The sequence below is a fragment of the Pantoea sp. KPR_PJ genome (assembly GCF_041386365.1).
Lineage (GTDB): Bacteria > Pseudomonadota > Gammaproteobacteria > Enterobacterales > Enterobacteriaceae > Pantoea.
On sequence record NZ_JABMIK010000008.1, the window covers coordinates 199,931 to 226,236 of the forward strand.

Sequence of the window (26,306 nt, forward strand, 5' to 3'; positions counted from 1 at the left end):
CTGATTATTTTCCTGAATCTTGCGGCGGCAGCGCGCCTACCTGTATTTTATTTTGCAGCCAAACAGCCGGTTAATCACCCTGATTGTTTTGTTTACCGCCAGGCTGTTTTTGTCAGAGTAAGCCAGTAATTCACGCATATCCTCTGCAAGTTGATCGGCGGGTAACGACTCCGTTTTTTGGACGGCCCCACTGACGTGAGCGAGCTCGCTTCTGCATAATTCCTGCATTTCTCATCCTTAGTGAAGGTTTCTGGTCGGGCGGCTTTTTAGCCGCAGCGACAAAGGATTAAGCGGTCCGCAGCGAGAAAGGAATCGTAATTTATTTAAAGAGGCGAAAGATCATCTCTGGCAGGTGTATTAACACCTGCCGGTGAGGAGAGATTATTTTGCTTTTTTTACCGGTGTCGGACGCAGCGTCAGCGTCAGTCCTTTCAGGAAATTGCGCATAATCTGGTCGCCACACTCACGATAATTTTTATGGTCTGGCTTGCGAAAAATGGCACCGATCTCAGCCTGAGAAACATTGAAGTTTGCTTTTGCCAGGACAGCAGGAATATCGCTGGTTTTAAGGTCAAAAGCGATCCGCAGCTTTTTCATATAAATGTTATTGTTCATGCGGCGTTCAATTGAGGGGGCAGGAGCCTCTTCGCTTTTGCCACGGCGGAAAAAGATCAGACCGTTAAGAAAGTAGCCCATCAGGACATCCGGCAGCGGTTTGAATGCCAGCTCGTCTTCTTTTTTTAGCCACGCCTGCACATCATCCAGCGGAATCTCACAGTCGGCCAGCGCGAAAATCTCCACCACTTTGGCATCGCTTAAATCCAGCATAAAGCGCACGCTGCGCAGAATATCATTATTGGTCATGGTGAGATTTTCTCATGGTCGATAAACAGGCTGCGCATTATAGGGGAAATTGCGCTTCAGCGTTGCAAAATCACGCCAGGATGCGCTGCGTCGCGCACAAAGGGCAGGTGCGCACAGGCGTGCTGGCGTGCAAAGCGGGTAAATGCCTCCAGCACCGGCTGACGCTGCTCGCCGTCGCGTACGGCGGCATACAGACGACTCCACAAGCCATCACCGAGCGTTTTAGTGACAATTAATCCCTGCTTTTCAAAACTTTCCACCACCCAGTGCGGCAGTGCGGCAATACCCATGCGCGCCGATACCATCTGGATCAGCAGCAGGGTGTTATCAACGCTTTTCAGCGCCGGACTGACGCCGGCGGGTTGCAGAAAGTGACGCCAGATATCCAGTCGCTGACGCTGCACCGGATAGATCATCAGCACTTCCTCTGCCAGATCCTCAGGCGCGATGTGCTCAACCTGCGCCAGCGGATGATCAGGCGCCATGACCAGCCTTACCTCAAAATCAAACATTGGCGTGTAGTGCAGGCCGCTGCGCGGCAGGATATCCGAGGTGAGCACCACATCCAGCTCACCCTGTTGCAGTGCAGGCTGCGGGTCGAAGGTGACGCCCGATTTGAAATCCATCACCACCTGCGGCCAGTTCTGGCGGAAATTATCCAGAGCAGGCGTCAGCCATTGAATGCAGCTGTGACATTCAATGGCAATGCGCAGCGTGGCCTGATGGGGTTCATGGCACGCCTGTAGCGCCTGCTGGATCTGCGGCAGCACCTGCTCTGCCAGCTGCAGCAGAATTTCACCCTGCGGCGTGAACCGCAGCGGCTGGCTTTTGCGAACAAACAGGCGGAATCCCAGCCGCTGCTCAAGATCGCTGAACTGGTGAGACAACGCCGATTGCGTCTGATGGAGCTGTGCGGCAGCGGCGGCCAGCGAGCCGGTATTACGCAGAGCCTGGAGCGTCCGCAGATGCTTGAGTTCGATCATGAGAGTCCTTCACATCGAGATTGAACAATTTGCGCTTGAGCAGCATACAGTACCCGCAGAATATAGCGGTGTAAACATCTGGACGGCTAAACATCCTGAGTTTCCGGGCGAAGCGCAGGAGAATAATTATCTGGAGAAGCGTAAATGACCATTTTGACTCATACCCTCGGTTTTCCCCGCATTGGCCTGCGGCGTGAGCTGAAAAAAGCGCAGGAAGGCTACTGGGCTGGCACTCTTTCTCAGCAGGCGTTGCTGGCCGTAGGGCGTGAACTACGCGCCCGGCACTGGCAACAGCAGAAAGACGCGGGTGTCGATCTGCTGCCGGTGGGGGATTTCGCCTGGTACGATCATGTCCTGACCACCAGCCTGCTGTTGGGCAACGTACCGGCGCGGCACCGAAGTAAAGGGGGGGACATAGACCTGGATACGCTTTTCCGGATTGGTCGTGGTCGCGCACCGACAGGCGAACCGACCGCCGCCGCCGAGATGACCAAATGGTTTAATACCAACTATCACTACATCGTGCCGGAATTTACGCAGGGCCAGCAGTTCAGGCTAAGCTGGACGCAGCTGCTGGATGAAGTCGACGAAGCCCTGGCGCTGGGTCACCGGGTAAAACCGGTCCTGCTCGGCCCCGTCACCTACCTGTGGCTGGGCAAAGTGAAGGGTGAAGAGATGGATCGTCTGTCGCTGCTGAACGAGATCTTACCGGTTTATCAGCAGGTGCTGGGCGAGCTCAAAAAACGCGACGTGGAGTGGGTACAAATTGATGAGCCCGCGCTGGCGCTGGCGTTGCCGCAGGCGTGGCGCGAGGCCTTTCAACCGGCTTACGCTGCGCTACAGGGGGAGGTGAAGCTGCTGCTGACCACCTATTTTGACAGCATCAGTCAGAACCTTGATGCCATCTGTAAACTGCCAGTGCAGGGACTGCATGTCGATCTGGTGCATGGGCATGATGATATTGCCTGGCTCAATGCACAGCTACCGGCGGAATGGCTGCTGTCGCTCGGCGTAATCAACGGACGTAACGTCTGGCGTGCTGATTTGAGCCACTGGTTTGCGCGTCTGCAACCGCTGATAAGCCAGCGTGATCAGCTGTGGATTGGCTCCTCCTGTTCGCTGCTGCACAGCCCCATCGATCTCAGTGTTGAAACCCGTCTTGATGATGAGGTTAAAAGCTGGTTCGCTTTTGCGCTGCAAAAGTGTGGCGAGCTGAAGCAACTCAGCGATGCGCTCAATAACAACGATCCCTCTTCGCTGGCGGCATGGAGTGCGCCGATCCGCAACCGCGCCCACTCTGATCGCGTCCACAATCCTGCGGTCGCTACGCGTGTCGCGGTCATCTCTGCGCAGGATACCCAACGTCAGCATCCCTATCCCGAACGCGCCCGCGCGCAGCGCCGCCGCTTTAATCTGCCCGCCTGGCCAACCACTACGATTGGTTCTTTTCCACAAACCACGGATATTCGCGCACTGCGTCTTGACTTCAAAAAAGGCAACATTGATAGCGGCCGCTACCGTACCGGCATTGCAGAACATATCAAACAGGCGATTGTTGAGCAGGAGCGTCTTGGCCTGGATGTGCTGGTGCACGGTGAAGCGGAGCGCAACGACATGGTGGAATATTTCGGTGAAAATCTCGACGGCTTCGTTTTTACCCAGAACGGCTGGGTACAGAGCTATGGCTCACGCTGCGTTAAGCCGCCGATCATTACGGGTGATATCAGCCGGCCAAAGCCCATTACCGTAGAGTGGGCAACCTATGCCCAGTCGCTGACCAGCAAACCGGTAAAAGGCATGCTGACCGGGCCGATAACCCTCCTCTGCTGGTCCTTTCCGCGCGAAGATCTGGCGCGCGAAACCATTGCAAAGCAAATTGCACTGGCACTGCGTGATGAAGTGGCGGATCTGGAAGCAGCCGGGATAGGTATTATCCAGATTGATGAACCTGCGCTGCGCGAAGGTTTGCCGCTGCATCAGTCCGACTGGGCAGCATACCTGAAGTGGGCGGTGGACGCTTTTCGCCTGAGTGCCGCGGTGGTAAAAGATGATACTCAAATCCATACCCACATGTGCTACTGCGAGTTTAATGACATTATGGAGGCTATCGCCGCGCTGGATGCGGATGTCATCACCATCGAGACGTCGCGTTCCGACAGTGATCTGCTTGCGTCGTTTAAGGCGTTTACCTACCCCAATGAGATTGGTCCCGGCGTGTATGACATTCATTCACCTAACGTGCCAGGCGTAGAGTCGATAGAGAATCTGCTGCGTAAAGCGGCGCAGAGCATTCCGCAAGCGCGTCTGTGGGTGAACCCGGACTGCGGGCTGAAGACGCGTGGCTGGACGGAAACCCGCCAGGCGCTGGCAAATATGGTAGAGGCGGCGAAGAGACTGCGGAGTGAGACAATCGGGTAGGCAGGCTGCTGGGGCGCGCGGACGCGCCCCGTTTTCATGGCGGTTTATTCCACGCCAAACTGCCTGAACCAAACCAGCATACGCGCCCAGCCATCCTGCGCCGACTCCGCGTGATAGCTCGGACGGTAGTCGGCATTAAAGGCGTGGCCAGCATCCGGATAAACCACAATTTCTGCTTTGGCGTTAGCGGCATGCAGTGCCTGACGCATCTGCTCAACGCTTTCCAGCGGAATGCTTTCATCCTGGCCACCGTAAAGGCCCAGCACCGGTGCGCCCAAATCAACCGCGATATCAATCGGATGCTTCTGCTGCTTCATGGTTTTTTCGCCGATCAGGCGGCCATACCAGGCCACTGCCGCACGTAGCTGGGGGTTATGCGCAGCGTAAAGCCAGCTAATGCGGCCTCCCCAGCAGAAGCCGGTAATCCCCATACGACGAATATCACCGCCGTTGCGTGCCGCCCAGTTAGCCGCGTGATCGAGATCGGAGAGCACCTGACTGTCTGGTACTTTGCTGACCAGCTCCTTAAACAGCGTCGGGATATCGTGATAATCACTGGGATCGCCTTCGCGGAAGTAAAGCTCAGGCGCGATGGCCAGATAGCCTTCCAGCGCCAGTCTGCGACAGATATCGCGAATATGCTCGTGTACGCCAAAGATTTCCTGAACCACCAGCACCACCGGCAGCGGACCGCTGGCCTCTTTCGGTTTTGCATACCAGGCAGGCATATTTTCGCCCTGACTGGGAACGGAGGTTTCACCCGTATGAATGGCCGGGCTGTCAGTATGGATAGTGGTCGAAGCGGTGGGCTGTACTGCGGGTGCAAAGCCGCCCGACGAGGATTTTTGTGCCATATTGTCTTCGGTTTTCATTCTTATCTCCGTGCTGGCAGTAGCGCAATCACGTAACTATAGCCTGGCCAGCTCGCGTCTGGGCCATGGACCGGGAAGAGAGTAGGGAGCAAGCAAACACACTCTTCTCTTTAACATTGCTGCAAACCCGGACCCACACAGCTTGTAGCAATGGGACGATGAATGGATTGGTTATGTGATTTAGATCTCATTGTGTTATTGACTAAATGTAACATTCATTTTTTTAGGTGATTGTTGTCACATAAATTTGCGCTACGCTCGCGTAGAGTGGCGCGCTTCACTTCCCTCTTCAGGAGTTTGCTATGTCTGACGTTTTCCACCTTGGCCTCACCAAAGCCGATTTGCAAGGCGCAACCCTGGCTATCGTTCCCGGCGATCCAGAGCGTGTAAAGAAAATTGCCGGACTGATGGAGGATGCCCAGCCGCTGGCGTCGCATCGTGAATTTACCTCCTGGCTGGCGAAGCTGGATGGCAAACCCGTAGTGGTCTGCTCGACCGGCATCGGTGGGCCTTCAACCTCCATCGCGGTAGAGGAGCTGGCGCAGCTTGGCGTACGCACCTTCCTGCGCGTCGGCACCACGGGCGCCATTCAGCCGCACATAAACGTTGGCGACGTGCTGGTCACGACCGGCGCAGTGCGTCTTGACGGAGCCAGCCAGCATTTTGCGCCGCTTGAATTCCCGGCAGTAGCAGACTTTGCCTGCACGACGGCGCTGGTCGCTGCGGCAGAAGCGAGCGGGTCGGTAACCCATATTGGCGTGACCGCCTCTTCAGACACCTTCTATCCCGGCCAGGAGCGTTATGACACTTTCTCCGGCCGCGTGGTGAGCCGCTTTCAGGGATCGATGAAAGAGTGGCAGCAGATGGGCGTGCTTAACTATGAGATGGAGTCTGCGACGCTGCTGACCATGTGTGCCAGTCAGGGGCTACGCGCAGGAATGGTGGCGGGCGTGATTGTTAACCGCACCCAGAAAGAGATCCCGGATGCACAGACCATGAAGCAGACCGAAAGCGATGCGGTGAAAATTGTGGTCGAAGCGGCGCGCCGTTTGCTATAACGCTTTTCAGGCAGCGTGCGCGCTGCCTCTGCTCTTTACAGCAAAAGCGAGGATCGCCAGATGCGTCAGAAACCGGCTTTATCCATCAATTCCGCCGCGATGCAGGCGCGTCTGAATGAGACCGCCGCGCGCTTCCGCCAGCATATGGCGCAGCAGGATTACGCTGCCGCCGCAAAGTGTTGTGAGGAGGTGTTGCGCGCGATGCCGAATCAAATGCAGGTGCTGAGCGACTACGCGCTCTGCCTGATGCGCCTGGGTCACTACAGTAAGTCTTACAGGGTTTATCAAAAGATCTATCAGGCACCGCCTGCGGTGCGCGCCACCGCATCGGAGACCTGGCTGGATGGTCTGGCGGAGCTGTGCGGCTGGATGGGTAAACAGGATGAGCTGGCGAAATATGGCCTGGAAGCGTTAAATCATTCGGATGCCCGCTTTCGCGCAGGGCCGCGCGACGCTTTTCCCTGCGAACAGCCCGCGCCGATCGATCTCAGCAGGCCAGAGCAGAACATCATTGCTTTTAGCCTGTATGGGGGCCATCCACGCTACTGCGAAACCCTGCTCAAGAACGTCGAAGTGGCACCAACGCTCTATCCTGGCTGGACCTGCCGCATCTATCTTGACGGGAGCGTGCCGCAGCATGTGTGGCAACGACTTAACCAGCCGCATGTTCAGCTGGTCGATATGTCACAGGAAAAAGTGATTCTCCCTACGCTGTGGCGCTTTCTGGTGATGGACGATCCTCGCGTCAAACGCTTCATTATTCGCGATGCCGATTCGCTCCTGTCAGAGCGTGAGGCCGCGGCGGTCGACGCGTGGCTTGATTCACCCTACTGGTTCCACCATATGCGCGATTACTTCTCCCATACCGAGCTGTTGCTGGCGGGAATGTGGGGCGGTTGCAACGGCGTCTTCAGCAATATGGCGCAGTCGATGCGCGACTTTATTGCCCGCTACAGCGGTAACCCGCGCTTTACCGATCAATATTTCCTGAAGGTTGCGCTCTGGCCGACGGTGCGTGAGAGCCTGCTGAGCCACGACGAGATTTTTCATTTTCATCAGGCGCAGCCATGGCCGCCACATGCGCCGGTGCGCTGGCAAACGGCGCGTTTCCATGTGGGCAGCAATGCCGGTTTTGCCAGCATGGCGGGTAAGGCAACGGTAAAAGAGGGCGAGGTGCAGCCCGTTGAGCTCACCTGGGGCGGCAACGCGTTTGTCTATTCCGCACTCGTAACGGGCGACGAGTGGACGATGTCGATGCCGTTTTTCCTGACTGACGCCTGGAAAGCGGGGGAGTTAACGGTGAAAGCGCTGTAACGCTGCGCGTGCGCCGAAAATAGTCTGGACATTCATACAGGCCGACTTTACCTTTTCCCGAGCAACGCGCGTCGCGAGGGAAATATGGATCAGCAGATTGTTATCAGCGCCTGTCTGGCGCTCGCCGGATTGGGTATTGGCTGGATTCTGGCGCAGCTGCGCGCCAGCTATCAGGCGGCCAGCTTTACCACCGAGCGTCGTTTGCAGCAGGAGGCGCAGCAGCGTCAGCAGCAGGAGCTGGAACAGCTTCAGCGACTGTTGCAGCAGCGCGAACAGGAGTTACGTCAGCTACATGGCTCGCTAAGCGGCGCGCAGGAGCGGCTGCAACAGCTGGATTACTGGCGCAGTGAGTGCGAACAGCTCAACCGTGAGTTACGCAATCAGCTGGACGTTAACAGCGCGCAGGAAGCGGAGCTGCGCGAAGTCACTATCCGCCTTGAAGAGACGCGCTTCGCCGCTGAAGAGAAGCAGCGTTTACTGACCAACAGCGAACAGCGCCTCAGCGCGCAGTTTGAAAATCTCGCTAACCGTATATTCGAAAACAGCGGCCGCCGCGTCGATGAACAGAATCGCCAGAGTCTGAACAGCCTGATTAGTCCGCTACGCGAGCAGCTGGACGGCTTTCGCCGACAGGTGCATGAGAGTTTCGGTCAGGAGGCGCGCGAGCGGCACACGCTGGCGCATGAGATACGTCAGCTGCAGCAGCTGAATGCACAGATGGCGCAGGAGGCGATTAACCTGACCAAAGCGCTCAAAGGCGATAACAAAATTCAGGGCAACTGGGGCGAAGTGGTGCTGAGCCGCGTGCTGGAGGCGTCTGGTCTGCGTGAAGGCCACGAATATCAGACGCAGGTCAGCCTGCAGTCGGAGCAGCAGGGCAGAATGCAGCCGGATGTCATTGTGCGTCTGCCGCAGGGCAAAGATGTCGTGGTCGATGCCAAGATGACGCTGGTGGCCTATGAGCGCTATTTTAACGCCGAAGATGACATCACGCGGGAGCAGGCGTTACAGGAGCACGTTGCCGCCGTTCGTAGCCATATTCGCCTGCTAGGGCGAAAAGACTATCAGCAGCTGGCCGGTCTGCGCTCGCTGGATTATGTGCTGATGTTTATCCCGGTAGAGCCGGCTTTTTTGCTGGCTATCGACCGTCAGCCCGAGCTGATCAGCGAGGCGCTACAGCAAAATATTATGCTGGTGAGCCCAACCACGCTGCTGGTGGCGCTGCGAACCATCAATAATCTCTGGCGCTATGAGCATCAGAGCCGCAATGCGCAGCAGATCGCTGAACGCGCGGCGCGTCTGTACGACAAAATGCGGCTCTTCGTCGATGACATGAGCGGAATCGGCCATAATCTGGATAAGGCGCATCACAGCTACCGTGAGGCGATGAAAAAACTGGCAGAAGGGCGTGGCAACCTGATTGCGCAGAGTGAAGCGTTTAAATCCCTGGGCGTTGAAGTTAAACGTTCGATTAATCCCCAGTTAGTTGAGCAGGCGATGCCGGAAAAGGCATGGGACGAAGAGCCGGAGCCAGATGAGGTATCGAATCCGGTGGATGCGCGTGTGAGGCGGCTCCATGAATAAGCGGGTCGTCGCGTGCCTGACTACCCTGACTCTGATACACTTCGGGAAGTATTGTTTGTGGAACAGGTAAAACCGATGGCAGATGAATCACAGCAGGAAACTACCCATTTTGGCTTTCAGACGGTCGCCAAAAGCGAAAAAGCTGACAAAGTTGCGGACGTGTTTCATTCCGTAGCGGCGAAATATGACCTGATGAACGATCTGATGTCCTTTGGCATCCATCGCATCTGGAAGCGTTTTACCATTGACAGCAGCGGCGTGCGTCGTGGACAGCGCGTGCTCGATTTGGCAGGCGGTACAGGCGATTTGACGGCGAAGTTCTCTCGTCTGGTTGGCGAGAACGGTCAGGTGGTGCTGGCGGATATCAACAGTTCCATGCTGAAGATGGGCCGCGACAAGCTGCGCAACCTCGGCGTGGTCGGCAACGTCAGCTACGTGCAGGCTAACGCGGAAGCGCTGCCCTTCCCGGATAACCATTTCGACTGCATCACCATCTCGTTTGGCCTGCGTAACGTGACCGACAAAGAGAAAGCGCTTGCCTCGATGTTCCGCGTGCTTAAGCCGGGCGGACGCCTGCTGGTGCTGGAGTTTTCTAAGCCGGTTCTTGACCCGCTCAGCAAGGCCTATGATGCCTACTCGTTCCATATTCTGCCTCGCGTTGGGCAGCTGGTCGCGCAGGATGCCGAAAGCTATCGCTATCTGGCCGAGTCGATTCGTATGCATCCCGATCAGGAGACCCTGAAGGCGATGATGAACGACGCGGGCTTTGAGAATACCAGCTACTACAACATGACCGGCGGCATTGTCGCGCTGCATCGTGGATTTAAGTTTTAACCGGATATGGTAATGCGCTTAACGCCCCTGATTACTGCCGGTCTTGAGACCGCGCTAAACCGTGTGCTCTATCGCGATCGCAGCCTGAAAGCCGCACGCCAGCGTCTGGCAGGGCAGGTTCTCACGCTGCGCCTCGATGAGCTTTCCCATCCGCTGGTGCTGGTGTTTAGCGAGCACCAGCTCGACGTCCTGAGCGACTGGCAGGACAGCAGTGACTGCACCGTGATCACACAGCTGAAAACCCTGCCAAAGCTGCGCGATCGCCAGCAGCTCACCAGCCTGATCCGCAGCGGTGAGCTACAGGTTGAAGGCGATCTGCAGGTGGTGCAGCGCTTTTCCGCACTGATCGATCTGGCGGAGCTGGATCCGGCTGAGTATCTCGCCCCCTGGATTGGCGACATCGCCGCGCAGGGTGTCAGCCAGGCGGCGCAGCGTGTGCTACAGCGTGTTCGCAGTGAAGTCGTACGTCGTCAGGATTATCTGGGGCAGGCATTAACCGAAGAGTGGCGCGTCGCGCCCGGCGCGCTGGAGCTGGCGTGGTTTTCTGAGGAGGTAGACGCGATGGAACGTTCGCTTGATGCGCTGAATGCGCGTTTAGCGCAGCTGGAGGCGAAATGACGTTTGGAGAAATTCGCCGTTTATATTTCATCATCAAGGTTTTTTTAACCTACGGTCTTGATGAACTGATTCCCCGCATGCGCCTTACCCTTCCGCTGCGCCTCTGGCGTCGCGGTATTTTCTGGATCCCTAATCGCCACAAAGACGAAGAGATCGGCGTTCGTATGCGTCTGGCAATGGAGCAGCTGGGGCCAGTGTGGATTAAGTTTGGTCAGATGCTTTCAACGCGTCGCGATCTCTTTCCCCCTCTTATCGCCGATCAGCTGGCTATCCTGCAGGATCGCGTCGCGCCTTTTGATGGTCTTAAAGCCAAAGAGCAGATTGAAAAGTCTATCGGCGGTCCGGTGGATACCTGGTTTGATGATTTTGATATCAAGCCGCTGGCGTCAGCATCGATCGCTCAGGTGCATACCGCTACGCTGAAAGCCACCGGCAAGAAAGTGGTGATCAAGGTGATCCGCCCCGATATCCTGCCGGTGATCAAGGCGGACATGAAGCTGATCTACCGCCTGGCGCGCTGGGTGCCGCGCTTGCTGCCGGATGGTCGTCGTCTGCGTCCGATGGAAGTGGTGCGCGATTATGAAAAAACCCTGATTGACGAACTGAACCTGCTGCGTGAAGCAGCTAACGCCATTCAGCTGCGCCGCAACTTCGAAGAGAGCCGCATGCTTTATGTGCCAGAAGTTTATTCTGATTACTGTAGCGAAACCATGCTGGTCATGGAGCGCATTTACGGCATTCCTATCTCAGATGTCGCGATGCTGGAGCAGCACGGTGTCAATATGAAGCTGCTGGCCGAGCGCGGCGTGCAGGTCTTCTTCACGCAGGTGTTCCGCGACAGTTTCTTCCACGCCGATATGCATCCCGGCAACATCTTTGTCAGCTACGACCATCCGGAAGATCCGCAATATATCGGCATTGACTGTGGCATTGTGGGCTCGCTGAACAAAGAAGATAAGCGTTACCTGGCAGAGAACTTTATCGCTTTCTTTAACCGCGACTACCGCAAAGTTGCGGAACTGCACGTTGACTCAGGCTGGGTACCGCCAGATACCAACGTTGAAGATTTTGAGTTCGCCATTCGCACCGTCTGCGAACCTATCTTTGAGAAGCCGCTGGCAGAAATCTCGTTCGGTCATGTGCTGCTTAACCTGTTCAGCACCGCACGTCGTTTCAACATGGAAGTACAGCCGCAGCTGGTTCTGCTGCAAAAAACCTTACTCTATATTGAGGGGATTGGCCGCCAGCTCTACCCGCAGCTCGACCTGTGGAAAACGGCGAAGCCGTTCCTGGAAGAGTGGATTAAAGACCAGATTGGTCTGCCTGCTCTTTTGCGCGCTGTGAAAGACAAAGCGCCTTTCTGGGCAGAAAAGCTGCCGGAGTTGCCGGAATTGTTTTACGAGAGTATGCGGCACCATAAGCTTTTGCAGCATAGCGTGAATAAGCTGACTACCGATATGCAGGATCAGCGGACGCGTCAGCACAAATCGCGTTACCTGTTTGGCGTCGGTGCGACCCTGCTGTTAAGCGGCACGGCCGTATTGTTGAGTCGCCCGGACTGGGATTTCTTTCCGGCTCTGTTAATGGCGGCAGGCATCGTCACCTGGTTAATCGGCTGGCGCAAGACAAACTAATTGTCAGCCACGCCTGAATCGCGGTAATGTCGCAGCCTTAAGCCCGGCGTCATCAGGGCTTTTGGCTGACATTACTCTTCTCACTATCTCGCAACATCAGAGGCACTATCTCATGGGCGGTATCAGTATCTGGCAATTATTAATTATTGCCGTCATCGTTGTTCTCCTGTTTGGCACCAATAAGTTAAAAAACCTGGGTTCAGATCTCGGTTCCTCCATCAAGGGCTTTAAAAAAGCCATGAGCGACGACGACGAGAAAAAAAGCCAGCCAAATCAGCAGGACGCTGATTTCAATGCCAAAACGCTGGCGGATAAACAGCAAACTTCGACTAACAAAGAAGACGTTAAAAACGACAAGCAGGTGTAAACCGTGTTCGACATTGGTTTTAGTGAACTGGTACTGGTGTTCGTGATTGGCCTGATCGTACTGGGTCCACAGCGGCTGCCGGTTGCGGTTAAGACAGTAGTCGGCTGGATCCGGGCAATACGCTCGCTGGCTGCCAACGTACAGCACGAACTGGCGCAGGAACTCAAGCTCCAGGAACTACAGGACAGCCTGAAGAAGGTGGAAGAGGCCAGTCGCGGGACGATGTCGCCCGAGCTGAAAGAGTCAATGGAAGAGCTGCGTAAAACCGCCGATTCCATGAAGCGGTCGGTTCAGCAAAGCATTGACATCGAAAAAGCTGAAGATGAAGCCAATACCATCCATGCGCCACAGCAGCGCGCGGCTGAATCTGTAACGCCAGCGACGGCTGAAACCCAGGCCAGTGCGCCTGCGCAAGCGCCCGATATGGCCGCCGGGCGTGCCGCCACGACTAAATCCAATGTGAACCAGGAAGCGCCGGTTATTAAGCCTGAACCGGCCGCTTCGCGTAGCCCGGCAACCTCCTCTTCAAGTGATGAACGATAACCATGGCCGTTGAAGATACCCAACCGCTTATCAGCCATCTGATTGAGCTGCGTAAGCGTCTGCTTTACTGCATTGCCGCCGTATTTGTGATTTTCATGGCGCTTATCTATTTCGCCAACGATATTTATCATCTGGTTGCATCACCGTTGATCAGCCAGCTGCCGACCGGCGCTAGCATGATCGCAACCGATGTCGCCTCACCGTTTTTTACCCCGATTAAGCTCACCATTATTGTATCGGTCTTCCTGGCCGTACCGGTGATTCTGTATCAGGTGTGGGCTTTTGTCGCTCCGGCGCTCTATCGTCATGAACGCAAACTGGTCATGCCGCTGCTCTTCTCCAGCACGATGTTGTTCTACGTTGGTGTCGCCTTTGCCTATTTTGTGGTGTTTCCGCTGGCGTTCGGCTTCTTTGCCAAGACCGCGCCGCAGGGTGTCACTATTGCAACCGATATCAAGAACTACCTCGACTTCGTTATGACGCTCTTTATGGCGTTTGGCGTGGCGTTTGAAGTTCCGGTCGCCATTGTGCTGCTGTGCTGGACCGGCATCACCACGCCAGAAGATCTGAAAAAGAAACGTCCCTACATTCTGGTTGGCGCTTTCGTTGTTGGGATGCTGCTCACACCACCGGATGTTTTCTCGCAAACTTTGCTCGCTATTCCGATGTACTGCCTGTTTGAAGTCGGCGTATTCTTTTCCCGTTACTACGTCGGGAAGGGACGTTGGACGCAGGATGAGAAACAGGATACCGATTCCTGACTCGCGCTCGAAAAACTTCCCGCACCTGGCGGGTAGAGACTGTTACCGAACCGCCCATCTGGGCGGTTTTTGTTTAATGAGCCATGGGAAAAACTATGTTTGATATCGGTGTAAACCTGACCAGCACGCAATTCGCCGCCGATCGCGACAAGGTGGTAAAGCGTGCGCGCGAAGCGGGCGTCACCGGCATGTTAATCACCGGGACCAACGCGCTGGAGAGTCAGCAGGCGCAGCGGCTGGCGGAGCGCCAGCCCGATTTTTGCTGGTCAACGGCGGGCGTGCATCCGCATCACGCCAGTGAGTGGTCGACGGAGACGGCCAGTACGCTGCGCCGCCTGGCACAACGGCCACAGGTGGTCGCCATTGGCGAGTGCGGGCTTGATTTCAACCGCAATCTTGCGGCGCATGAGCAGCAGGAGTATGCCTTCGACGCGCAGCTGGCGCTGGCGGCTGAACTGAATATGCCCGTGTTTCTTCACTGTCGTGAGGCGCACGACCGCTTTGCGGCGGTGCTGGCACCCTGGCTACCGAAGCTGCCGGGCGCGGTGGTGCACTGCTTTACCGGCACCCGCGAGGAGCTGGAGTCGTGCCTGGCGATGGGGCTTTATATTGGCATTACCGGCTGGGTGTGCGACGAGCGTCGCGGCCTGACGCTGCGCGAGATGCTGCCTGAGATCCCAGCCGATCGTCTGCTGCTCGAGACGGATGCGCCTTATCTGCTACCGCGTGATATGCATCCACGGCCAACGTCACGTCGCAATGAACCCTGTTTCCTGCCGCATATCGTGCAGCAGGTCGCCAGATGGCGTGGAGAGGATCAGGCTGGGCTGGCGGCGCAGTGCGATCGCAACGCGCGTGCGCTGTTTCAGCTGCCCTAGATTTTACGGAACTGTTTGTTGTCGACGCTGCGCATGACCTGCTTGTTGAGCAGGTTGAGCAACAGCATAGAGCGGGTCTCACCGTCAGGCTCGGCAAAAATGGCGCGCAGACCTTCAAAGGTGCCTTCGGTGATGATGACCTCATCGCCGATCTGCGGCGTTTCTGGATCGATCAGCATCTCTGGCGCATCCGTTTGCAGCGCTTCGATCACCGCTGAGGGCACCGTCGCAGGCAGCGTGCCAAAACGCACAAAGTGGCTGACACCACGCGTGCTGCTGATAGTTGTGGTGTGAATCGCTTCCGGGTCGAATTCGATAAACAAGTAATTAGGAAACAGAGGCTCACTCACGGTGGTTCGTTTGCCGCGCACCACTTTTTCCAGAGCGATCATCGGGCTGAGGCAGTGCACCTCTTGCCGCTCAAGATGCTCTTTCGCGCGCAACAGCTGTCCACGTTTGCAATAGAGTAAGTACCAGGATTCCATAAATGCTCCCATCGAATGGACGCTAAGAATAGCAAACCTGCTGCCAGAGTTATAGCGCATCGCAGCGTGGAAAGCTGCCGAGATGGGTAAAGTGGTGGAGGTTTCAGCAAACCCGCTGGCTGATGAAGGAAAATTGACGGACGGCGGTGCGCTGGTACAGACTCGTTGCCCATAACGTTTGCGAAAAGGAGCGGCTAATGGAACTGTTTTTGTTAAGCAACGGCAAGCTGGCTGACGACGCGCCTCTGCTCGGTTATGCGCAGCCGCAGCTGCACGCGATGATCGCTCAGCGCGCTATCCGTTCAGCGGTACTGGTGCCTTACGCTGTTATTCGCGGCGACCACCAGCAGCGCGCCCGCGAGCTGAGTGCATCGCTGGGTATTGAGGTTCGCTGCGTGCAGGATTTTGACACGCCGGTGGCAGCCATCGAACAGGCGGAGCTGATTCTGGTCAGCGGAGGTAATACCTGGCTGCTTAACCAGATGCTGCACGAGACCGGCCTGATTGTGGCCATTCAGCGTGCAGTACGCGAACGTAACGTGCCCTATGTTGGCTGGAGCGCCGGTTGCAATGTGGCCACCCCTTCTATTCGCACCACCAACGATATGCCCGTGCGCAGCAGCGTGGTGTTGCCTGCGCTAGGCCTGTTTCCGGTACAGATTAATCCGCACTACATTGATGCGCACGTCAGCGGGCATATGGGTGAAACGCGTGATGAACGTCTTGCGGAGTTTTGCGCCGTCAATCCTGATGAATCGGTGATTGCGCTGCGCGAAGGTAGTTTTCTGCATGTGCATGAAAATCAGCTCAGTTACGTCAGCGTGCGCGGCGAAGATTTTAAGGTGTTCCGTCATAACCAGCCGGTTCAGACAGGCCGCGATACCGCAGCATTGCAGCCGCTGGTTCCCTTTCGCTGCGACTAAGGTTGCCGCATAAAACCCAACACGCCTGAAGAATCGGCCCTATAATGGCCGATTCACTTTGGCTGGAAGCGAAAGCCGCATGAAATATCACGATTTACGAGACTTCCTCACGCTGCTGGAACAGCGCGGTGAGTTGAAGCGCATAAGCCAGTCTATCGATCCTGAACTGGAGATGACTGAGATCGCCGACCGCACGCTGCGCGCGGGCGGGCCGGCGTTGCTGTTTGAGAATCCCAGGGGCTATGACATGCCGGTGCTGTGCAACCTGTTCGGCACGCCGAAACGCGTGGCGATGGGCATGGGCCAGGAAGAGGTCAGCGCCCTGCGCGAAGTCGGTAAGCTGCTGGCCTTTCTGAAAGAGCCGGAGCCGCCGAAAGGCTTCCGTGACCTGTTCGACAAGATGCCACAGTTCAAACAGGTGCTGAATATGCCGACTAAGCGGCTGCGTAATGCCCCCTGTCAGGAGGTGGTGTTTAGCGGTGATGAGGTCGATCTGTCGCGCATCCCGGTGATGAAGTGCTGGCCGGACGACGCCGCGCCGCTGATTACCTGGGGACTGACCGTCACGCGCGGCCCGCATAAAGAGCGGCAAAACCTCGGCATCTATCGCCAGCAGGTGATTGGCAAAAACCGGCTGATTATGCGCTGGCTCTCCCACCGAGGCGGCGCGCTCGATTTCCAGGAGTGGTGTCAGACCCATCCGGGTGAACGCTTCCCGGTATCGGTCGCGCTTGGTGCCGATCCTGCCACTATTCTCGGTGCCGTCACGCCAGTGCCGGACACGCTGTCAGAGTATGCCTTCGCCGGTCTGCTGCGCGGCAATAAGACCGAAGTGGTGAAGTGCCTCTCTAACGATCTGGAAGTGCCCGCCAGTGCCGAGATTGTGCTGGAAGGCTATATTGAGCCGGGCGATATGGCACCGGAAGGTCCCTATGGCGACCATACGGGCTACTACAATGAAATAGACAACTTCCCGGTTTTCACGGTAACGCACGTTACGCAGCGAAAAAACGCCATTTACCACTCTACCTATACTGGCCGTCCGCCAGACGAACCGGCGGTATTGGGCGTGGCGTTGAACGAAGTGCTGGTGCCCATCCTCATCAAACAGTTTCCGGAAATCGTCGATTTCTATCTGCCACCGGAAGGCTGTTCCTATCGCCTGGCGGTAGTCACGATGAAAAAACAGTACGCAGGGCATGCAAAACGCGTGATGTTTGGCGTCTGGTCATTTCTGCGGCAGTTCATGTACACCAAATTTGTTATTGTGTGTGACGATGATGTTAATGCGCGTGACTGGAATGACGTGATCTGGGCCATTACCACCCGCATGGATCCGGCGCGCGACACGGTACTGGTAGAGAATACGCCGATTGACTACCTGGACTTTGCATCGCCGGTTTCTGGCCTGGGTTCCAAAATGGGTCTGGATGCCACCAATAAATGGCCGGGCGAAACTCAGCGCGAATGGGGACGTCCGATCGTGAAAGATCCCGCCGTAACGGCGCGCATTGACGCAATCTGGGATGACTTAGGCATATTTAATCAGCCGCCGCAGCGCTGACGGCGTGCATAACCACAATGACGACCCGACAGAGGGAACGCATGACAATCTTGAGCTGTAAAGTAACCTCAGTGGAAGCGATTACCGAGACCGTATATCGCGTTCGCCTGATCCCGGAAGCGGATTTCTCTTTTCGCGCCGGGCAGTATTTGATGGTGGTGATGGATGAGCGCGACAAGCGACCGTTTTCGCTTGCCTCAACCCCAATGGAAAAAGAGATTATTGAGCTGCACATTGGCGCATCCGACCATAATCTCTATGCCATGGCGGTGATGGATCGCATTCGCAACGATCGCCAGGTTACCGTTGATATTCCGCACGGTGATGCCTGGCTGCGCGAAGACAGTACGCGCCCCATCGTTCTGATCGCGGGCGGCACCGGTTTCTCCTATGCACGCTCTCTTCTGCTGACCGCGCTGGCGCAGCAGCCGGATCGCGATATCGCCATCTACTGGGGCGGTCGTGAGCTACAGCACCTCTACGATCTGGAAGAGCTGAACGCGCTGGCGGTGAAGCATCCAAACCTGAAAGTGATCCCGGTGGTGGAACAGCCGGAAGAGGGCTGGAAGGGACGGTCCGGCACGGTGCTGACTGCGGTAATGCAGGACTTCGAGACGCTGGCAGAGCATGATATTTATATCGCCGGCCGCTTTGAGATGGCGAAAATTGCCCGCGATCGTTTCTGCGCCGAGCGCGGAGCGAAAGAGGCACAAATGTTTGGTGACGCGTTTGCCTTTATTTAAGGCGCAGCAGGCAGAAAAAACCCGCCCCTGACAGGCGGGAAAAGACTTCCAACGTGATCCAACGTATTACAGACGCTCGAATACGGTGGCGATGCCCTGGCCTAAGCCAATGCACATGCTGGCAAGGCCAAAGCGGGCATCGCGTCGTTCCATAATATTCAGCAGCGTGGTACTGATGCGCGCCCCGGAACAGCCGAGCGGATGGCCCAGTGCTATCGCGCCGCCGTTCAGGTTCACCTTGTCGTCAAGCCGATCCAGCAGGCCGAGATCTTTAATACAGGGCAGCGTCTGTGCGGCAAACGCCTCGTTCAGCTCTACCACCTCAATATCTTCTATGCTTAGTCCCGCACGCTTCAGCGCCAGCTTGCTGGCGGGCACCGGACCGTACCCCATAATGGATGGATCGCAGCCAGTCACCGCCATGCTTCTGATACGTGCGCGTGGCGTCAGGCCCAGTTCGCGTGCGCGGCTTTCGCTCATCACCAGCAGCGCGGCCGCCCCATCCGAGAGGGCTGAAGAGGTACCGGCGGTTACCGTACCGCTGACCGGGTCGAACGCCGGCTTTAACGCCGCCAGCCCTTCCAGGCTGGTCTCCTCACGGATAACCTCGTCGTAGTCATAGCGTTTCAGGACGCCATCAGCGTCGTGTCCGTAGGTGGGGACGATCTCCCGCAGGAAATCGCCGCGCTGTGTCGCTGCCCAGGCGCGCTGGTGCGAGCGTAGAGCAAAAGCGTCCTGCTGCTCACGGCTGATATGGTGCATACGCGCCAGCATCTCAGCAGTCAGGCCCATCATGCCGGCCGCTTTTGCGACCGTGCGGCCCAGCCCGGGGTGGAAATCGACGCCGTGGCTCATAGGGACATGGCCCATGTGCTCAACGCCGCCCACCAGACAGGCGTGCGCATCACCGACCATAATGGCGCGGGCTGCGTCATGCAGCGCCTGCATTGACGAGCCGCACAGGCGATTCACGGTGGTCGCTGGCACGCGATGAGGGATCTCTGCCAGCAGCGCGGCGTTACGCGCAATATTAAATCCCTGTTCCAGGGTCTGCTGCACGCAGCCCCAGACCACATCGTCCAGGCTTGCCGCATCAAGCGACGGATGACGGCTTAACAGCTCGCGCATCAGATGCGCAGAGAGATCTTCGGCCCGCACCTGACGGAATGCGCCGCCCTTGGAGCGGCCCATCGGCGTACGAATCGCGTCGACAATCACCACATTTTCCATTCTCTTTCCCTCACGCGCTCTGTAGCGCGGCTTCATCAATGGGTTGGGCCGCCGGATACCAGCTTTCATGCTGATGCGCTTTTTGCAGCAGGAGCGCGGGCAGTTCATACAGCGGACCAAGCGCGCTGTAGCGTCTGGCCTGGTCGATCACGTTGTTGTTGCCCAGCGTGTCGAGGTAGCGCAGGGCACCGCCGCGGAAGGGCGGGAAGCCCAGACCGTACACCAGCGCCATGTCCGCTTCGGCGGGGGAGGCGATGATGTTTTCTTCCAGGCAGCGCACAACCTCGTTGAGCATCGGGATCATCATGCGGTTAAGGATCTCCTCGTCGCTGAAGAGATGCTTCGCCTCACAGACAGGGGTTAACAGCGTGTCCACTTCGGCGTCGGCCACCTTTTTCGCTTTGCCTTTGCGATCGGTCTCCCAGCGATAGAAGCCTTTGCCTTTTTTCTGACCGTAACGTCCGGCAGCAAACAGGACATCGATAGCGTCGCGGTAATCCTTCTTCATGCGCGTGGGGAAACCGTCCGCCATCACTTGCTGAGCGTGGTGCGCGGTATCGATGCCCACTACGTCCAGCAGCCAGGCCGGACCCATCGGCCAGCCGAACTGCTTCTCCATCACTTTATCGATCTGGCGGAAATCTGCGCCGTCGCGCAGCAGCAGGCTGAACGCCGCAAAGTAGGGGAAGAGCACGCGATTGACGAAGAAGCCGGGACAGTCATTGACCACGATGGGCGTTTTACCCATCTTGCTGGCCCACGCCACCACTTTGCCAATCGTCGCATCACTGCTTTTCGCGCCACGCACGACTTCAACCAGCGGCATGCGCGGCACAGGATTGAAAAAGTGCATACCGCAAAAATTCTCTGGACGCTGCAGCGCCTGCGCCAGCTGGCTGATGGGAATAGTGGAGGTATTAGAGGCAAGCACCGCATCCGCGCGCAGATGCTGCTCGGTTTCCGCCAGCACTTTGGCTTTGATCTGCGGGTTTTCGACCACCGCCTCAACCACAATATCCGCGCGCTCAAAACCAGCGTAGTCGAGCGTTGGCTGAATCATAGCGATAGTGCTGGCCAGTTTAGCGCCATCAATTTTGCCGCGCTCCAGCTGTTTATTCAGCAGCTTGCTGGCTTCGCTCATTCCCAGCGCCAGCGCCTGTGGCTGAATATCTTTCATCTTCACCGGCACGCCTTTCCATGCCGACTGATAACTAATGCCGCCGCCCATAATCCCCGCCCCGAGCACTGCTGCCTGTTCAGGCGTACTGCTGGCGCTGGCATGCTTCTTAGCCAGCCCTTTAACATACTGATCGTTAAGGAATATACCCACCAGTGCGCGTGCTTCGTCACTCTGCGCCAGCGGAACAAACGCGGCGTTTTCCAGCTTAAGTGCATCATCGCGCCCCAGCGAGGCGGCCGCCTCAATGGTACTGACGGCGGTAAGGGGAGCCGGGTAGTGTTTACCTGCGGTTTGCAGTACCACGCTTTTAGCCATGGTAAAGCTCATGGCGGCTTCAATCGGACTCAGGCGCAGCGGCGCCAGCTTCGGCGCGCGTCGGGCCTGCCAGTCATTGTGCGTCATGGCCTCTTTCAGCATGGTAACGGCGGCCTGATGCAGTTTGTCGCTGCTGACCACCGCATCCACCAGGCCCAGTTTAAGCGCGCTGCTGCCGTCCACATCTTTACCCGCAGCAATGATTTCCAGTGCGGCATCCGCTCCCAGCAGGCGCGGCAGACGCACGCTGCCGCCAAAGCCAGGCATAATACCGAGACGAGTTTCTGGCAATCCTATGCGCGCCGTCGGTGTGGCAACGCGGAGGTCTGTCGCCAGAACGCATTCGCAGCCGCCGCCCAGCGCATAGCCGTCGATTGCGGCGATAGTCGGTACGGGCAGATCTTCCAGCCGGTTAAAGATAGCGTTAGCAAAGGCCAGCCATCGGCTGAGTTTTTCAGATGGCGCGTCGAACAGTGACAAAAATTCGGTAATATCGGCACCGACGATAAATGCCGGTTTCGCCGAGCTTAGCAGCACGCCGCGCAGCGTCGTCTGCTGCTCCAGCACGCCAATCGCTTCGCCGAGGCTGGCAACGGTTCTGGTGTCCAGTTTATTGACCGAGCCAGGTGCGTCGAACAGTAGCTCGGCGATGCCGTCTTCGAGCCAGCGCAGGGAAAGAGTCTCGCCTTGGTAGAGCATGTGCGTCTCCTGATCGCGAAAGTTGATCTGGTCATACCAGATGATCAGGAGTGTGCGAGCCATGTTAATTTTTTGCAAACCAATGTTTGCTTATTTGCTAACAGGATCACAGCGTCGGCAACGCGGCGTTCAGGCCACGGCTGTGCTACACTGCGGCGATTTTCGCGACACGGGAGAGCGAGTAATGGATTCACTTAAAACGCTGTATCAGACGCATATCGCAACGCTACAACAGCGTGCGCAACAGGTGCTGGCGCGCCATAAGCTGGATGCGATGTTGATTCACTCCGGCGAGCTACTGACGGTTTTTCTCGACGATCATGACTATCCCTTTAAGGTAAACCCTCAGTTCAAGGCCTGGGTGCCGGTGACGCAGGTGCCGAACTGCTGGCTATGGATTGACGGGGTGAATAAGCCGAAGCTCTGGTTCTATTCTCCGGTAGATTACTGGCATAACGTTGAACCTTTGCCAGATACCTTCTGGACGGATGCGGTCGAGGTCATCGGACTGAAAAACGCCGATGAGATTGCTCAGCTGTTGCCCGTACAGCGCGAAAAGGTCGCCTACATTGGTCCGGTGGTGCAGCGCGCTGCACAGCTCGGCATAAGCAGCGACCATATCAATCCCAAAGCGGTAATCGATTTTCTGCATTACCACCGCAGCATCAAAACAGACTATGAGCTCGCCTGTATGCGCGAAGCGCAAAAGCTGGCCGTTGCTGGTCACCGGGCCGCGAAAGAAGCCTTTTTCTCTGGCCTGAGCGAGTTTGATATTAATCTGGCCTATCTTTCTGCTACTGGCCACCGTGATGTGGACGTGCCTTACGGCAATATTATCGCGCTGAATGAACATGCCGCCGTACTGCATTATACCCGGCTCGATCACCAGCCGCCGTCGACGCGCCACAGCTTTCTGATTGACGCCGGGGCGGAATATCTTGGCTATGCGGCTGACCTGACGCGCAGCTATGCCGCCCAAAAGAGTTCGCTCTATGCCAGTATGGTGGCGGCAATGAACAGCGAAGAGCTGGCTCTGATCGGCACGCTGAAAGCGGGGGTGCGCTATACCGACTATCATCTGCAAATGCACCAGCGTATTGCTAAGCTGCTGCTGAAGTTCGACCTGGTGAAAGGGCTGAGCGAAGAGGCGCTGGTTGCCGAGAATATTACCGGACCCTTTATGCCGCATGGGTTGGGCCATCCGCTTGGGCTACAGGTTCATGACGTGGCGGGTTTTATGCAGGATGAAGAGGGTACCCATCTGGCGGCACCAGCACAGTATCCTTATCTGCGCTGCACGCGCGTACTGGAGCCCGGCATGGTGCTGACCATCGAGCCAGGTTTTTATATTATCGACTCGCTGCTCGCCCCGCTGCGCGAGGGGCCGCTTAGCCAGCATTTTAACTGGCAGGCGATTGATGCGCTGAAGCCTTATGGCGGGATCCGCATCGAGGACAATGTGGTGATCCACCCCAACCGCATTGAAAACATGACGCGCGATCTTCAACTTGCCTGATGGATGCGTTTGATATACCCGCTGTTGCCGTCAGCATCAGCGAGGAGACCATCAAGAAAAGCCGCTTCATTACGCTGCTGGCACATACCGACGGCGTGGAGGCGGCGCGCGCATTTGTTCAGCAGGTGAAAGAAGCACACCCTGATGCGCGTCATCACTGCTGGGCCTGGGTCGCCGGTGCGCCACAGGATTCCCAGCAACTGGGGTTCTCTGATGACGGCGAGCCGTCCGGGACGGCCGGAAAACCGATGCTGGCGCAGCTAATGGGAGCCAGCATCGGCGAGATCACGGCCGTGGTGGTGCGCTATTACGGCGGTATCATGCTAGGCACTGGCGGGCTGGTTAAAGCCTATGGCGGTGGGGTGCAGCAAGGGCTAAAACAGCTGGCGCGCACGCGCAAAGTGCCGATGAAGCCGTTTGCACTGCAGTGCGACTATGCCCAGCTCAGCGATATCGAACGCCTGCTGGCTCGCTTCGATGGCCGCATCGATAACATTGTTTATCTCGATCGTATCGCGCTGACGCTGGCACTGCCTTATGCGCACATTGATGCGTTTAAACAAACGCTCTCTGATTTTAGCCGGGGCGCGCTTAGCCTCGACCCGTTAACACCCTGACAACTCTTTTCTAAGGAACGGCTGAATGCATTTTCGCGCCATTACTCGCATTGTCGGTCTGCTGGTCATCCTTTTTTCTGTCACCATGATTCTGCCTGGGCTGGTGGCGCTAATCTATCGTGATGGTGCCGGCCGTGCGTTCAGCCAGACTTTTTTGATGGCGCTGGCGATTGGTTCGCTGCTGTGGTGGCCCAACCGTAAACAGCGCACCGAACTAAAGCCACGTGAGGGCTTTCTGATCGTGGTGCTGTTCTGGACGGTACTGGGCAGCGTCGGTGCGATGCCTTTTATTTTCGCCGAGCAACCACATCTTTCTGTAACCGACGCATTTTTTGAATCGTTCTCGGGCCTGACGACCACGGGTGCCACCACGCTGGTAGGGCTCGACACCATGCCTAAAGCTATCCTGTTCTATCGCCAGATGCTGCAATGGCTAGGGGGGATGGGGATCATCGTGCTGGCGGTAGCCATTTTGCCCATACTGGGTGTCGGGGGCATGCAGCTCTATCGTGCGGAAATGCCTGGCCCACTAAAAGATAACAAGATGCGGCCGCGCATTGCCGAAACAGCGAAAACACTCTGGCTGATCTATGTATTACTGACGATCGCCTGCGCAGTGGCGCTCTGGCTGGCGGGGATGCCGCTGTTTGACGCAATAGGACATAGCTTCTCGACCATTGCTATTGGCGGCTTCTCGACTCATGACGCCAGTATTGGCTATTTCAACAGCGGCACCATCAATACCATTATCGCAGTCTTTCTGCTGATCTCTGGCTGTAACTACGGCCTGCATTTCTCGCTGCTGAGCAATCGCAACCTGCGCGTCTACTGGCGCGATCCCGAATTTCGCACCTTTATCGGCGTACAGCTTACGCTGGTCGTTATCTGCACGCTGGTGCTCTGGTTTCATAATGTCTACACCAGCGGCTTGCAAACGCTTAACCAGGCTTTTTTCCAGGTGGTATCAATGGCAACGACCGCCGGGTTCACCACTGACAGTATTGCGCGCTGGCCACTGTTTCTACCTGTGCTGCTGCTCTGTTCTGCCTTTATCGGCGGTATGGCCGGTTCTACCGGCGGCGGACTGAAGGTAATTCGCATTCTGCTGCTGTGTAAACAGGGATCGCGCGAGCTGAAGCGTCTGGTGCATCCCAATGCGGTTTATACCATTAAGCTTGGCAACCGGGCGCTGCCGGAGCGAATTCTTGAAGCGGTATGGGGGTTTTTCTCAGCCTACGCGCTTGTCTTTTTGGTCAGTATGCTGGCCATCATTGCAACCGGGGTCGACGATTTCTCTGCGTTCGCCGCGGTTGCCGCCACGCTGAATAATCTGGGCCCGGGCTTAGGCGTAGTAGCTGACAACTTCACTTCAATGAACGATGTGGCGAAATGGATACTGATTACTACTATGCTGTTTGGTCGTCTTGAAGTGTTTACCTTACTAGTTCTGTTTACGCCGACTTTCTGGCGTGAATAAGTAAAACAGGATGTAGAGATGAAAGCGTTAATCCTCTTTTCCAGCCGCGATGGGCAAACGCGTGAAATCGCCTCTTATATTGCCAGTGAGATAAAGGGGCAGCAGGCGTGTGACGTCGTCAACATTCTGCATGCAGGATCGGTTGAATGGGCGCAGTACGATCGTGTACTGATTGGTGCCTCTATTCGCTATGGCAATTTTCATCCGGCCGTGGCGACGTTTGTAAAAAGACATCTGAACGAGTTGCAGCAGCGAACAACGGGGTTCTTTTCTGTGAACCTCACTGCGCGTAAGCCAGAAAAGCGGTCGCCACAAACCAATGCCTATACGCGTAAGTTCTTACATCAGTCACCGTGGCAGCCCGACTGCTGCGCCGTCTTTGCCGGTGCGTTGCGTTATCCGCGTTATCGCTGGTTTGACCGGATCATGATTCAGTTGATTATGCGTATGACCGGCGGAGAAACCGATAGCTCAAAAGAGGTGGAGTACACTGACTGGCATCAGGTAGAACGATTCGCTCGGGAATTTGCTCAGATACCCGCCAAAACGGTGTGATTAACAGCGAATTGCTGAAATTTGATGCGAACGATAATTTTTTTGAAATTAGCACTTGTCACCGCAAAAGAACGCCCTATAATGCGCCTCCACTGACACGGCACAACGGCTTACGGAATGCGGTGTTCAGGAGAGCCGGGTCGCCGGGTCGCCGGATGAAATCACTGAAAAAAAGTGGTTGACTCCGAAGGAGAGTCGCGTAATATACGCCACCTCGCAGCAGCAGGCTCCGCCGCTGACTGCACCGCTCTTTAACAATTTATCAGACAATCTG

The 26,306-nt window shown here is 56.6% G+C and carries 25 protein-coding genes; 19 read left to right on the forward strand and 6 right to left on the reverse strand.

What is annotated here, in order from left to right:
• Positions 1–381 precede the first annotated feature (381 nt).
• Together HP564_RS16750 and metR are read right to left on the reverse strand one after the other, a co-directional pair.
• Positions 382–864 (reverse strand): DUF1456 family protein, encoded by a 483-nt coding sequence (locus HP564_RS16750; protein ID WP_371244942.1) that lies wholly within the window; start codon positions 862–864, stop codon positions 382–384.
• A gap of 56 nt (positions 865–920) precedes the next feature.
• Positions 921–1,847: an HTH-type transcriptional regulator MetR gene (gene metR / locus HP564_RS16755; RefSeq protein ID WP_371244943.1), complete on the reverse strand. Its 927-nt coding sequence runs from the start codon at positions 1,845–1,847 to the stop codon at positions 921–923.
• Between metR and HP564_RS16760 the strand changes: the two genes are divergently transcribed.
• Positions 1,846–1,995 carry a hypothetical protein gene (locus HP564_RS16760; RefSeq protein WP_371244945.1) on the forward strand — a complete coding sequence of 50 codons (150 nt, stop codon included), beginning with the start codon at positions 1,846–1,848 and terminating at the stop codon, positions 1,993–1,995. The two genes, metR and HP564_RS16760, sit on opposite strands and share 2 nt — an antisense overlap.
• A complete protein-coding gene (gene metE, locus HP564_RS16765; RefSeq protein WP_371244946.1) occupies positions 1,992–4,265 on the forward strand; it encodes a 5-methyltetrahydropteroyltriglutamate--homocysteine S-methyltransferase in 2,274 nt (757 codons plus the stop codon). The genes HP564_RS16760 and metE overlap by 4 nt, the downstream gene beginning before the upstream one ends.
• 44 nt (positions 4,266–4,309) lie before the next feature.
• Here metE and HP564_RS16770 read toward each other — a convergent pair whose 3' ends face one another.
• Positions 4,310–5,137: a dienelactone hydrolase family protein gene (locus HP564_RS16770; RefSeq protein WP_371244948.1), complete on the reverse strand. Its 828-nt coding sequence runs from the start codon at positions 5,135–5,137 to the stop codon at positions 4,310–4,312.
• A gap of 302 nt (positions 5,138–5,439) precedes the next feature.
• Between HP564_RS16770 and udp the strand changes: the two genes are divergently transcribed.
• From udp to tatD, 10 genes are all read left to right on the forward strand, one after another.
• Positions 5,440–6,195, forward strand: a complete 756-nt coding sequence (gene udp / locus HP564_RS16775; RefSeq protein ID WP_371244950.1) for a uridine phosphorylase — start codon at positions 5,440–5,442, stop codon at positions 6,193–6,195.
• A gap of 60 nt (positions 6,196–6,255) precedes the next feature.
• Positions 6,256–7,509: a tetratricopeptide repeat protein gene (locus tag HP564_RS16780; protein WP_371244953.1), complete on the forward strand. Its 1,254-nt coding sequence runs from the start codon at positions 6,256–6,258 to the stop codon at positions 7,507–7,509.
• Positions 7,510–7,593: 84 nt separating this feature from the next.
• Positions 7,594–9,093 carry a DNA recombination protein RmuC gene (gene rmuC, locus HP564_RS16785; RefSeq protein ID WP_371244955.1) on the forward strand — a complete coding sequence of 500 codons (1,500 nt, stop codon included), beginning with the start codon at positions 7,594–7,596 and terminating at the stop codon, positions 9,091–9,093.
• Between the two features lie 75 nt (positions 9,094–9,168).
• On the forward strand, positions 9,169–9,927 hold the full coding sequence (gene ubiE, locus HP564_RS16790) for a bifunctional demethylmenaquinone methyltransferase/2-methoxy-6-polyprenyl-1,4-benzoquinol methylase UbiE (RefSeq protein ID WP_371244956.1): 759 nt from the start codon (positions 9,169–9,171) through the stop codon (positions 9,925–9,927).
• Positions 9,928–9,939: 12 nt separating this feature from the next.
• Positions 9,940–10,545 (forward strand): SCP2 domain-containing protein, encoded by a 606-nt coding sequence (locus HP564_RS16795; protein ID WP_371244958.1) that lies wholly within the window; start codon positions 9,940–9,942, stop codon positions 10,543–10,545.
• Positions 10,542–12,179 (forward strand): ubiquinone biosynthesis regulatory protein kinase UbiB, encoded by a 1,638-nt coding sequence (gene ubiB, locus HP564_RS16800; protein ID WP_371244960.1) that lies wholly within the window; start codon positions 10,542–10,544, stop codon positions 12,177–12,179. Before HP564_RS16795 ends, ubiB begins: the two co-directional genes overlap by 4 nt.
• A gap of 112 nt (positions 12,180–12,291) precedes the next feature.
• Positions 12,292–12,546: a Sec-independent protein translocase subunit TatA gene (gene tatA, locus HP564_RS16805; protein ID WP_371244961.1), complete on the forward strand. Its 255-nt coding sequence runs from the start codon at positions 12,292–12,294 to the stop codon at positions 12,544–12,546.
• A 3-nt stretch (positions 12,547–12,549) separates the two neighbouring features.
• A complete protein-coding gene (gene tatB, locus HP564_RS16810; protein WP_371244963.1) occupies positions 12,550–13,089 on the forward strand; it encodes a Sec-independent protein translocase protein TatB in 540 nt (179 codons plus the stop codon).
• Positions 13,090–13,091: 2 nt separating this feature from the next.
• Entirely contained in the window at positions 13,092–13,850 is a 759-nt protein-coding gene (gene tatC / locus HP564_RS16815) for a Sec-independent protein translocase subunit TatC (protein WP_371244964.1), read from the forward strand.
• Between the two features lie 95 nt (positions 13,851–13,945).
• A complete protein-coding gene (gene tatD / locus HP564_RS16820; protein ID WP_371244966.1) occupies positions 13,946–14,728 on the forward strand; it encodes a 3'-5' ssDNA/RNA exonuclease TatD in 783 nt (260 codons plus the stop codon).
• Here tatD and rfaH read toward each other — a convergent pair.
• The gene (rfaH, locus tag HP564_RS16825) at positions 14,725–15,213 is read right to left on the reverse strand and encodes a transcription/translation regulatory transformer protein RfaH (protein ID WP_371244968.1); all 489 of its coding nucleotides are present in this window, start codon (positions 15,211–15,213) and stop codon (positions 14,725–14,727) included. The two genes, tatD and rfaH, sit on opposite strands and share 4 nt — an antisense overlap.
• A 197-nt stretch (positions 15,214–15,410) precedes the next feature.
• On the opposite strand from rfaH, the gene pepE reads away from it, so the two are divergent.
• From pepE to fre, 3 genes are all read left to right on the forward strand, one after another.
• Positions 15,411–16,136 carry a dipeptidase PepE gene (pepE, locus tag HP564_RS16830; protein ID WP_371244969.1) on the forward strand — a complete coding sequence of 242 codons (726 nt, stop codon included), beginning with the start codon at positions 15,411–15,413 and terminating at the stop codon, positions 16,134–16,136.
• Between the two features lie 79 nt (positions 16,137–16,215).
• The gene (ubiD, locus tag HP564_RS16835) at positions 16,216–17,700 is read left to right on the forward strand and encodes a 4-hydroxy-3-polyprenylbenzoate decarboxylase (RefSeq protein ID WP_371244970.1); all 1,485 of its coding nucleotides are present in this window, start codon (positions 16,216–16,218) and stop codon (positions 17,698–17,700) included.
• 41 nt (positions 17,701–17,741) lie between these two features.
• On the forward strand, positions 17,742–18,443 hold the full coding sequence (gene fre, locus HP564_RS16840; protein WP_371244971.1) for an NAD(P)H-flavin reductase: 702 nt from the start codon (positions 17,742–17,744) through the stop codon (positions 18,441–18,443).
• 66 nt (positions 18,444–18,509) lie between these two features.
• On the opposite strand, the gene fadA is transcribed toward fre, so the two are convergent.
• Both fadA and fadB read right to left on the reverse strand, forming a co-directional pair.
• Positions 18,510–19,673 carry an acetyl-CoA C-acyltransferase FadA gene (fadA, locus tag HP564_RS16845; protein ID WP_371244972.1) on the reverse strand — a complete coding sequence of 388 codons (1,164 nt, stop codon included), beginning with the start codon at positions 19,671–19,673 and terminating at the stop codon, positions 18,510–18,512.
• Positions 19,674–19,683: 10 nt separating this feature from the next.
• Positions 19,684–21,867 (reverse strand): fatty acid oxidation complex subunit alpha FadB, encoded by a 2,184-nt coding sequence (gene fadB / locus HP564_RS16850; RefSeq protein WP_371244988.1) that lies wholly within the window; start codon positions 21,865–21,867, stop codon positions 19,684–19,686.
• A 184-nt stretch (positions 21,868–22,051) separates the two neighbouring features.
• Here fadB and pepQ point away from each other — a divergent pair, with 184 nt between their 5' ends.
• The 4 genes from pepQ to hemG are packed head-to-tail and all read left to right on the forward strand — an operon-like array spanning position 22,052 to position 26,032.
• Positions 22,052–23,383 carry a Xaa-Pro dipeptidase gene (pepQ, locus tag HP564_RS16855; protein ID WP_371244973.1) on the forward strand — a complete coding sequence of 444 codons (1,332 nt, stop codon included), beginning with the start codon at positions 22,052–22,054 and terminating at the stop codon, positions 23,381–23,383.
• Positions 23,383–24,000, forward strand: a complete 618-nt coding sequence (locus HP564_RS16860) for an IMPACT family protein (RefSeq protein ID WP_371244974.1) — start codon at positions 23,383–23,385, stop codon at positions 23,998–24,000. The genes pepQ and HP564_RS16860 overlap by 1 nt, the downstream gene beginning before the upstream one ends.
• A gap of 25 nt (positions 24,001–24,025) precedes the next feature.
• On the forward strand, positions 24,026–25,477 hold the full coding sequence (trkH, locus tag HP564_RS16865; RefSeq protein ID WP_371244975.1) for a Trk system potassium transporter TrkH: 1,452 nt from the start codon (positions 24,026–24,028) through the stop codon (positions 25,475–25,477).
• A gap of 18 nt (positions 25,478–25,495) precedes the next feature.
• The gene (gene hemG, locus HP564_RS16870) at positions 25,496–26,032 is read left to right on the forward strand and encodes a menaquinone-dependent protoporphyrinogen IX dehydrogenase (RefSeq protein WP_371244977.1); all 537 of its coding nucleotides are present in this window, start codon (positions 25,496–25,498) and stop codon (positions 26,030–26,032) included.
• The last annotated feature ends 274 nt before the right edge of the window (positions 26,033–26,306 follow it).